Source organism: Rhodococcus shunpengi, from assembly GCF_048381395.1.
Taxonomy (GTDB): Bacteria; Actinomycetota; Actinomycetes; order Mycobacteriales; family Mycobacteriaceae; genus Rhodococcus.
On the sequence record NZ_JBLWIU010000008.1, the window covers coordinates 15,619 to 25,077 of the forward strand.

Sequence of the window (9,459 nt, forward strand, 5' to 3'; positions counted from 1 at the left end):
CGGCGGCCGCGGCTCGAGTACGCACCCCTAGGGCATCACTTCGCGTACAGGGCGTCGATCTCGTGGGCGAAACGCTCGGTGACGACGTTGCGCTTGATCTTCAGCGTCGGGGTGAGCTCACCGGACTCCTCGGTGAGATCGCGGTCGAGGATGACGAACTTCTTGATCGCCTCGGTGTGCGAGACGAGGGTGTTGGCGTCGTCGACGATGGTCTGCACCGCGTCGCGTAGCGCGGGATCGTGGCGCAGGTCCGCGATCGTCGCGCCGGCGGGCTTTCCGTTCTCGGTCTTCCAGTTCTCGAAGACGTCCGAATCGACGGTCACCAGGGCTGTGACGAAGCTGCGTCCGTCGCCGACGACGACGGCCTGGGAGACGAGGGTGTGCGACCGCATGCGGTCCTCGATCGGCCCGGGCGAGACGTTCTTGCCGCCGGCGGTGATGATGAGGTCCTTCTTGCGCCCGGTGATGGACAGGTAGCCGTCCTCGTCGAGCGAGCCGAGGTCGCCGGTGCGGAACCAGCCGTCGTGGAACGCTCCCTCGGTGGCCTCGTCGTTGCGCCAGTAGCCGTCGAAGACGACCATGCCGCGCAGCTCGATCTCGCCGTCGTCCGCGATGCGCGCCGAGTTCCCGCCCATGGGACGTCCGACGGTGCCGATCTTCTGCGCGCCGGGCGTGTTCACGCTGTGTGCGGCCGTGGTCTCGGTGAGGCCGTAGCCCTCGTAGATCGGTACGCCGACGCCGCGGAAGAAGTGACCGAGGCGGGGGCTCAGGGCACCGCCGCCGGAGATCGCGTACCAGCACTCGTTGCCCATGGCCTCGCGCAGCTTGGAGTAGACCAGCTTGTCGGCGACGGCGCGCTTGGCCTTCAGCGTCAGGGTGGGGCCGCCCTGGTCGAGCGACTCGCTGTAGGCGATGGCGGTGCGCTCCGCGAAATCGAAGATCGCCGCCTTGACCGGTCCGCCGGCCGCCGCCTTGCCCGCTGCCGCGTCGCGCACCTTCTCGAAGACGCGCGGCACACCGAGGATGATGTTCGGCGAGTACCGGGCGAACTGCGCGGAGACGGTCGAGAAGTCCGCCCAGTGGGCCTGCGCCGTGCCGGATTCGAAGAGCGCGAGCGACACCGCGCGCGCCAGCACGTGCGCGAGGGGCAGGAAGGTCAGTCCGCGGTTGCCGGGCTTGGCGACGATACCGACGTCCGAGGTGAGGATCGACCGGGCCTCGGCGAGGAAGTTGCGGTGGGTGAGCATGCAGCCCTTGGGTCGCCCGGTGGTTCCCGAGGTGTAGACGAGGGAGGCCAGGCCGCTGGAACGGATTCCGGCCAGGCGCGTGGTGATCTCGGCGTCGTCGACGTCGGCGCCGTCGGCCGCGAGCGTGTTCACCGCGCCGTCCTCGATCTGCAGGATGCGACGGAGAGTGTCGGGCATGTCGACGAAGAGCTTCTCGTGCCGCGCGGTCTCGACGACGGCGAGGACGGCCTCGGAGTCCTGGAGGATCCAGCGGATCTGCTCGGTGGACGAGGAGTCGTAGATCGGTACCGACACCGCGCCGGCCGTCCAGATCGCGTAGTCGAACAGCGACCACTCGTAGCGGGTGGCCGAGAGCAGCGCGACACGATCACCGGGCTGCACACCGTTGGCGATCAGGCCCTTGGCGACGGCCTTCACCTGGTCGGCGAACTGCTGCGCGGTGACCGCGACCCAGTCGTCACCCTGCGGCCGGGAGTACATCACGCGGTGCGGAGTCTTCTCCGCATGGGTGAACACCGTGTGGACGACCGATTCGTCGTCACCGATGGTGAACGGGGCCGGGGTCGAGTACTCACGCACTGCAATCTCCATCGTTCTGGTCGGGAGTCCGGTCGTCGGAATCGATTCCTGCACGGAAGCGGCGCAGGAGATCCACGAAGCGTTCGAGTTCGTCCTCGTCCCAGCCCTCGAGGCCGGCGCGGACGTCGTCGAGACGACGCACGACCGCACCTTCGAGAACTGTCGCTCCGTGGTCGGTGAGCCGGAGAGGATGTCCGGCACGTGCCGGACCGGTCCCCGCCTCGACCCAGCCCGCATCGACGGCGTGACGCAGTTGGCGCGACACGGTCGAGCGGTGGACACCGAAGACCTCGGATATGTCGGTGGCGCGGCAGCCCGGATTTCGGGAGATGAAGCCGAGAAGCGAATGCTGGACCAGCGAGAGTCCGTTGTCCTGCGCTCGTGCTCCGGACGTCAGGAAGCGCACGAGAAGCACGAACTCCTCGTATACGCGGGCAACGCCGTCCGCGGACGGCCGCCGGGCCTGCCGATTGTGTTGCACAGGGCAACTATAAACGCGAGTGAGGCACGGCACGAATCCGCGCGGTGTCCTGCCGATTCCCGGTCTGTCTCTTCACAGCCCGTGCGCGCACCCGGTGAACTCGCCCACCCCGCTCGGCGTTCACCGGGCTAGCCTGTCTGTCCGTACGGCGTCAGCACTCGGGAGAAGAGGTCGGATGGGCGAACACATCGGTCGCGACCTGTTCCGTCATCTCGTCGCCGACGAAGCGGACGAGTACCTCGCGGTGATGGACTGCTTCACCGACCTCCTGCTCGCCGATCTGTCCACCGACGATATCGCGGTCTCGTGTGCGCGGCGCGGCGTGGCGCTCGACATCACGGTCGTCGCCGCCCGGTGCCGCAGCCTGGTCCGGTGGGGTAATCTCGCGCTCACGAGCGGCGGAACCGGCGGCGGTGGCACCGGCGGCGGTTCCCACCGGCGGAGCGCCCCCGAGACCGCCTCGACCGAGAGCCTCGCCCGGTACCGGCCGACACCCGCCGGGCTGCGGGTGCACCGCGAGACCGGCAGGCTCCTCTCCAACTCCGACGACGTGCGCGGCGTGGCACGCGAGTCGCTCCGGTGTGTCGCGGACGGGCTCGCCCGCATCGAGGAGCTGCTGGTGGACGACGGGAGCGTGCTCGACCGGGACGAACTGGCCGCCCACGTCACCGCCCTGTTCTCGCACCACCGGTCGTTCACCGACAGCGTCGCCGATTTCTATGCGCACCTCGCCGAGATCCTGAGCCGTCTCGAGCACTCCGGCCGTCTCGGACACTCCTCCGAGCGCGAACGCGCCGGGGTGGTCGACGACTACGCCGAGACCAAGAACCTGCTCCTCGACTACGTCGACGTCATCGGTTCGGACGTCGAGCGTCTCGCCCCTCTCGTCGCCGGCAGGCTCGACCGGATCAGGCCGCGTCTGGACTCCCTGATCGCTGCGTTGCGCGAGTCCGGCCTGCCGAACACCGTGCCTACGAACACAGTGCCTGGCCGGTCGCCCGGTCGCCGTCGCACCGACTGGGACGAACTGGCGCAGTGGTACGCCGAGGACGCCGGCCCGCGCCGCATGCGCGAGGCAGCGGCGGCGGCACTGAACCGGCTGCTCGTGCGCACTCGGCGGATCACGACGAGCACGTCGGGCTTCTCGCACCGCGCAGATCTCCTGCGCCTGGCCCGGTGGTTCACCGAATCGTCCGACGAACAGGCCCACCGGTTGTTCGCCGCGACCTTCGGTGCCTTCCCGAGCCGGCACCTGCTGCTCGGCCCCGACGAGACCGACCCGCGAGTGGGTGCGGGCACGTCGTGGTGGCGGGCCGATCCCGTCGTCGTGCCCGTGTCGTTGCGCGAACGTGGCGACCACACGTCCCGCGGGGCCGTCGGCCGACTCCCCGATTCGCTGCCCGGCCGGGTCCGGGCCGACGAACTCGCCCGGCGCGAGTCGCGCCGCCGCTCCGACGCCGTCGCCGAACTGGGTGCGGCGGGCGACCTTCACGGAGCGGACCTGTCGGCGGAGGCGCGCGACATACTGCTCGACGTCCTCGCCGCTGCGCTCGCGGGCCACCGCACCACCGACGGTCCGATGCATGTGGACGATCCCGATCTCGGGTTGTCGCTGACGGCGGAGCCCGGCGCCGACACCGTGGTGCACTCCCCCGACGGCGATCTCACCGTGCACGGCTTCTCGCTGCGCATGTCGGTCACGATATCGCTGGACCACAGTGCGGTAGCGCCGTGAGCACCTCGTACGCGAGCGCGGTGTCCGGGGACGTCTCCGGTCGCCGGGACGCCGCACGGGCGCTGCTGCAACAGCCGATCGTCACCGCCGCGACCGATCGGGAGACCTTCGGTCTCGTTCGGTGTCACGCCCCGGCCCTGAAGTCGATGTTCGCCGACCGCCTCGGATACCGGCTCGTCGTCGAACCGACCTTCGCCCGCCTGATCAAGGCACCGCTCGGTCCCACGTCACCGCACCGCGCTCTCCGCCACGCCGACGGTTCCGAGTTCGGCGCGATCACCTATGCGTGTCTCGCGCTGGTGTGCGCGGCACTGATCGAACCCGGGACCGGCGAGAGGGTGTCCGTCGACGACCTGCTCGAGCAGGTACGCGCCGACGCGTGCGAGACCGGGATCGTGTTCGGCGACCCGGTGTCCGAGGAGCGGAACTTCGCCGCGGCCCTGCGCGTCCTCGAGGAATGGGGCGTGATCACCGAGTCCGCTCGCGGGGACGAGGCGAGTGGCGACGAGGCGACCGGCGACGGGCCGCATCTCGACGTCCACCGCGACCTGCCCCCCCACCTGCTCGACACTCCCCTGCACGGGATGCCCGGTCCCGCAGCGGCACTCGCACGTCACGAGCACGAACCCGCCGCCCGCCGCCTGTACCGCAGGCTCGTCGAGGATCCGTTCGTCGCGCGTGACGAACTGGACGACGAGGCGGCGGCAATCCTCGCCCGCGACCGGCACGAGCTCGCCCGGATGCTGGAGGACGACTTCGGTCTCGTACTCGAGGTGCGTGCCGAGGGTGCGCTCGCGTACGACCCGGCCGGCATGCTCACCGACGAGGCGTTCCCGGGGTCCGGCACCCTGAAACACGCCTGCCTGCTGCTCCTGACCGAACTCACCGAGCGGTTCGGTGCCTCGGCGGCGACCACGCTGCACGTCGACGTCCACACGCTCGACTCGGTTCTCGCCGACCTCGCCGCCGCACGTTCCCGCACCTGGAAGAGCATCTACGTCCGCGATCTCGCCCTCCTGCGCCGGGACGTGGTTGCACTGCTCGTCCGGCTCGGGCTGGCGCGCCCGCACGAGAACGGACTCGAACTGACCGCACCCGCCGCCCGCTACCGCCCCGTCCCCGCCGAAAGCAAGTGTCGATGACCCACTCGTCCGATCCCTCCGCCCTCGACGAGATTCCTCCACCCCGTTTCCCGGATCGCTGGCGTCTCCACCGCGCCGGCATCGTGAACGTCTGGCACTACCTGGACGTCGAGTTCGTCCTGTCCGGTGGGCGGATGATCCTGCGCGGCACCAACGGATCGGGGAAATCCCGCGCCCTCGAGATGTTGCTGCCCTTCCTGCTCGACGCCGACCGCAGGCGCATGGACGCGACGGGCGCCGCGAAGGTCGATCTGGACGAACTCATGCGCACCGGGGCATCGGACACCACCGACCGTGTCGGATATCTGTGGCTCGAACTGGCGCGCCCCGGCGGACATCTCACCGTCGGAGCACAGATCCGGCACCGCGCCGACGCCCGTCGCAGCGACGTGCACTTCTTCACGACACCCCTCCGTGTCGGCACCGACCTGCACCTCGTCGACGACGCCCGTATCCCGCTCTCGCGGGAGCGACTCGCCGAGCTCGTCGGTACCGACACCCTCACCCGTGATCCGGAGCGGCATCGCGAGGCCGTGCGGAGGCTGGTGTTCGGGCTGCACGGGGAGACCGGACGCGAACGCTACGACGGCCTGCTGCAACTGCTGCACACCCTGCGCTCACCCGATGTCGGCCACCGCATCGACGAGGGCCGCCTCCCACAGATCCTGTCGGACGCGCTTCCACCGCTGACCGAGAACATGCTCGCCGAAGCGGGAGGCCGTCTCGACCTGCTCGGTGACACCCGCCAGGAGCAGGTCCGTCTCGAAGCGGCGCACGCACATGTTCTGCGTTTCCACGAGGTGTACCGGAAGTACGCGGCGGATCTGCTGCGCGCCGACGCCGAGACCGCCCGCGACCTCGCGCAGCGGGTCATCGAGACGCGACGCGCACTCACCTCCGCGGAAGCCGAGGCGGCCGACCTCGACACGCAGGCCGCCGCGGCGGACACCCGCCTGAAGGAGCGCCGCGACCAGGTCGCCGAACTCGACCGCGCGATCCGCGGACTCGAGACCCACCAGATGTTCCGGTCCGCGGACGATCTCGCGCAGCGCCGGCTCTCCGTCGATGCGCTCCGCCGCGCCGCTGAGCACGCGGCCGCTGCCGCCGATCGCAACCGCCTGCACGAACGGCGCGACGCCGACCATGCGGCCCGCGCCCTCGACGAACTGTCCTGTTCGGTCACGCGTGCCGCGCGACAGCTTGCGACGGCAGGCCGCGACCTGCTGTCGGTGGGTCTTCCGCACGACACCGTGCCGACCACGCTGCACTTCTCCGTCGACCGTCCACCCGCTGTGCTCGAATCCGTGCGCACCGGCATCGACGACACCACCGAGCAGGTGGTGCGGCCGGTCGTCGCGACGGTCCTCCTCGACGCCGGACACGTCGACGAGGTCCGTGATGCGGTCCTGCGTGCCGCGGAGGCGATCCGTCGCCGTCGAGATCAGGCGGGCCGGAGACTGCTCGAGGCGCGTCGTCTCGACGCTGCCGCGCACGCGGTCCGGGAAGCCGAGGCGGCGGCCGACCGCGCGGCCCGCGATGCCGAGCAGCGTGCCGTCGATGCCGCCGAGACGGATGCCGGTGTCGGTGCGGCCGCCGCGGGTCTGCAGCACCGGTGGCGCGAGTGGATCACCGCCGACCGCACGACGGCTCTGCTGCCGGAACTCGAGCGGGATCGGGTCGTCCTGATGCGCGGACTGTCCACGCGACTCGACGCACTGATCGACTCCTCCCCCGCCGACCCCACCGAGACGGACTCCGAGGGCGTCGACCTCGATTCGACGCTCGCCGAGTTGGATTCGCTGCCCGCCGCTGCCGCTCGGTCCGCTCTGAGCGACCTCGCCGGCGCGCCGGCCGAGCGCGAGCGCCGGGAACGTGAGGCGCGGACCGCGCGCGAGGATCTCGTCCGGGAACAGGCGGCACTCGACGCGATCGGTGAGGGACCCGAACAGGCACCCTGGCACGTGCGCACCGACGGTGTCCCCCTGTGGCGGGCGGTCGAGTTCGTCGACACGCTCGGGGACGACGACCGTGCCGGGATCGAGGCTGCGTTGCTCTCCGCGGGTTTCCTCACCGCCACGGTCGACGGCGAGGGTCGCTTGCGTGCGCTGGGCGGCCAGGTCCTCGTCTCGCCGCGCGGCGAACCACCGGCGCAGTCCCTGTCGACGGTCCTGCGCCCGGACCCCGAGGCCGACGTGCCGCGCCCGGCGATCGAGGCGGTCCTCAACACGATCGGATTCGAGGACGCCACCGCCGTGGCTTCGGTCTCGCGGGACGGCCGCTGGCACAACGGCGTTCTGCGTGGGCGCCACACCGCCGAGACCCCGCACTGCATCGGCAGGCCTGCCCGGGAGGCCGCGACCGCGGCACGGCGGGTGCGTCTCGACGAGATCCGCGCCGAACTCACCCGGATCGACCTGGCGGTGGAACAGCTGCGCGTCGACTATCCCGACGCGGCGCACCGGCGGGCGGAGATCGACGCGCACCTGTCGACCGCGCCGACCTCGCACGCCCTGCGCGCCGCGCTCGAACGACGTCGGCACGCGTACGCGCATGTGCGGTCCGCGGCGAACACCGCGGTGGAACTGCGCGAGCGGGCGACGACGCTGCGTGCTCGCTGGACCGCCGAGCTCGACGCCCACCGCACGGCGTGCGAGCACTTCGGCGTGCCCTGCGACGTTCCAGAACTGGAGGCGCTGGTCGCCGGATGTGCGTCCGCCGACACGCTGTGCACCGAGCTGGCACGCGATCTCGGTGACGTCCTCGCCGCCCACGCCAGGTTCACGGATGCCACCGAGCGGTATGCGCAGGCCACTGTCGAACGGGTCGACGCGGAGGAGATCGCCGAATCGTGCCGCTACGAATGGCACGCGAAGGCCGCCGTGGTCGCGGCGCAAACGGCGGCCGTCGACGTCGACTCCGCCGACCTGGCGCGGGAACTGCGCGATTCGGAGACCGAACGGGCACGCGCCGACGAACAGTTCCGGCGCACGGTCGCCCATCGCGACCACCTGGGCCGTGCCGTCGCCGAGGTGCTGCAGCGATGTGCTGCCGCACGCGAACGGCTCGACCGCGACCGTCGCGAACTCGCCGCGGCCGCCGAACTGCTCGCCGCTCACCTGCAGCTGCCCGAACTGCGCGCCGCACTCGAGGAGAATCCGGAGTCGGACTCCGCCTCTGCCCGGACGGTTCTGCCTCCCGTTCACCTCGAGGATCCGGATCACGTGCTCTCGGTGGCCCGCACCCTGCTGGCCGCGTTGCCGCCGCGCACGGGAGTCGACGACAACGCGATGCTCGTCGCGCTGCAACAGTTCGACCGCGACCTCACGGCCCGGTTCGACGTCGAGCACACGGTGACGCACGGCGCTCATCGCGTCCGGATCGCCGGGGCGGGCGACGACACCACGCCCACGGGTGTCTCGGCCACCCTGACCCGGCAGGTCGAGGACGGCCGGCGGGCACTGTCGCAACGCGAGCACGACGTATTCACGGGATTCGTGCTCGGCGGTGTGGCCGACGAACTGCGCCGGCGGATCGAGCGGGCACGACAGGTGATCGCCGCGATGAACGACAGTCTCGCCGACAGCCGCACGACGCACGGGATCGGCGTGAGGATCGAGTGGCGCCCCGGTGGCGAGGACACCGACGCGGCGCGGCTGACGCAGCTGCTCACCGCCACCGAACGGTCACCCGAGGATGCGTCCGACCTGGTCGGGATGCTGCGGCGCCGGGTGGAATCCGCTCACACCGCCGATCCGTCCGCCGGCTACGCGCAGCACCTGTCGCAGGCACTGGACTACCGGCGCTGGCACGAGGTCGAGGTGACCATCCTCGGCCCCGAACCGGACCGGGAGAGGCGGATCTCCGCGCGCGCCAAGATATCCCAGGGTGAGACCCGGTTCGTGTCGTACGTGGCACTGTTCGCGGCGGCGGACGGTTATCTCTCCGGCCTGCCCGACACCGGCACCGCACTGCGGCTCGTACTGCTCGACGACGCATTCGCCAAGATCGACGACCCGACGATCGGTGAACTCATGGGCCTGCTCGTGCGGCAGGACATCGACTTCGTCATGACCGGGCACGCACTGTGGGGTTGTGTGCCCGAGGTGCCCGAACTCGACGTCTACGAGGTCCGGCGACTCGCCGACGGTGCGGCCGTGACGACCCGCGTGCACTGGGACGGCCGCGTGCGGCGACTCCGACCACTCACCGAGCTGTCGACGTGACCGAGCCGGAGACATGACCGGGTTTCGGAGATGACTGTGGCGGGCGCGACAG

General features: G+C 70.7%; 5 protein-coding genes. 3 read left to right on the plus strand and 2 right to left on the minus strand.

From position 1 onward, the window contains the following. Window positions 1–35: 35 nt before the first annotated feature. Both ACNJ7K_RS01050 and ACNJ7K_RS01055 read right to left on the minus strand, forming a co-directional pair. The gene (locus ACNJ7K_RS01050; protein WP_487041028.1) at window positions 36–1,826 is read right to left on the minus strand and encodes an AMP-dependent synthetase/ligase; all 1,791 of its coding nucleotides are present in this window, start codon (window positions 1,824–1,826) and stop codon (window positions 36–38) included. Then, window positions 1,819–2,307, minus strand: coding sequence for a MarR family winged helix-turn-helix transcriptional regulator (locus tag ACNJ7K_RS01055; protein ID WP_120282064.1), 489 nt, complete (start codon window positions 2,305–2,307; stop codon window positions 1,819–1,821). The genes ACNJ7K_RS01050 and ACNJ7K_RS01055 overlap by 8 nt, the downstream gene beginning before the upstream one ends. 175 nt (window positions 2,308–2,482) lie before the next feature. Here ACNJ7K_RS01055 and ACNJ7K_RS01060 point away from each other — a divergent pair, with 175 nt between their 5' ends. From ACNJ7K_RS01060 to ACNJ7K_RS01070, 3 genes are read left to right on the plus strand one after another with little or no spacing between them, the layout of a single operon-like run. Beyond that, window positions 2,483–4,042 (plus strand): DUF2397 domain-containing protein, encoded by a 1,560-nt coding sequence (locus tag ACNJ7K_RS01060; protein ID WP_487041029.1) that lies wholly within the window; start codon window positions 2,483–2,485, stop codon window positions 4,040–4,042. Further along, window positions 4,039–5,184 (plus strand): TIGR02678 family protein, encoded by a 1,146-nt coding sequence (locus ACNJ7K_RS01065; RefSeq protein ID WP_487041030.1) that lies wholly within the window; start codon window positions 4,039–4,041, stop codon window positions 5,182–5,184. The genes ACNJ7K_RS01060 and ACNJ7K_RS01065 overlap by 4 nt, the downstream gene beginning before the upstream one ends. Further along, on the plus strand, window positions 5,181–9,407 hold the full coding sequence (locus ACNJ7K_RS01070) for a TIGR02680 family protein (RefSeq protein WP_487041031.1): 4,227 nt from the start codon (window positions 5,181–5,183) through the stop codon (window positions 9,405–9,407). Before ACNJ7K_RS01065 ends, ACNJ7K_RS01070 begins: the two co-directional genes overlap by 4 nt. Window positions 9,408–9,459 lie beyond the last annotated feature (52 nt).

What these genes read in the sequence shown, in the direction of transcription:
- ACNJ7K_RS01060 (WP_487041029.1), top strand. Translation starts at nt 2,483, where the DNA reads ATGGGCGAACACATCGGTCGCGACCTGTTCCGTCATCTCGTCGCCGAC.
- ACNJ7K_RS01070 (WP_487041031.1), top strand. Translation starts at nt 5,181, where the DNA reads ATGACCCACTCGTCCGATCCCTCCGCCCTCGACGAGATTCCTCCACCC.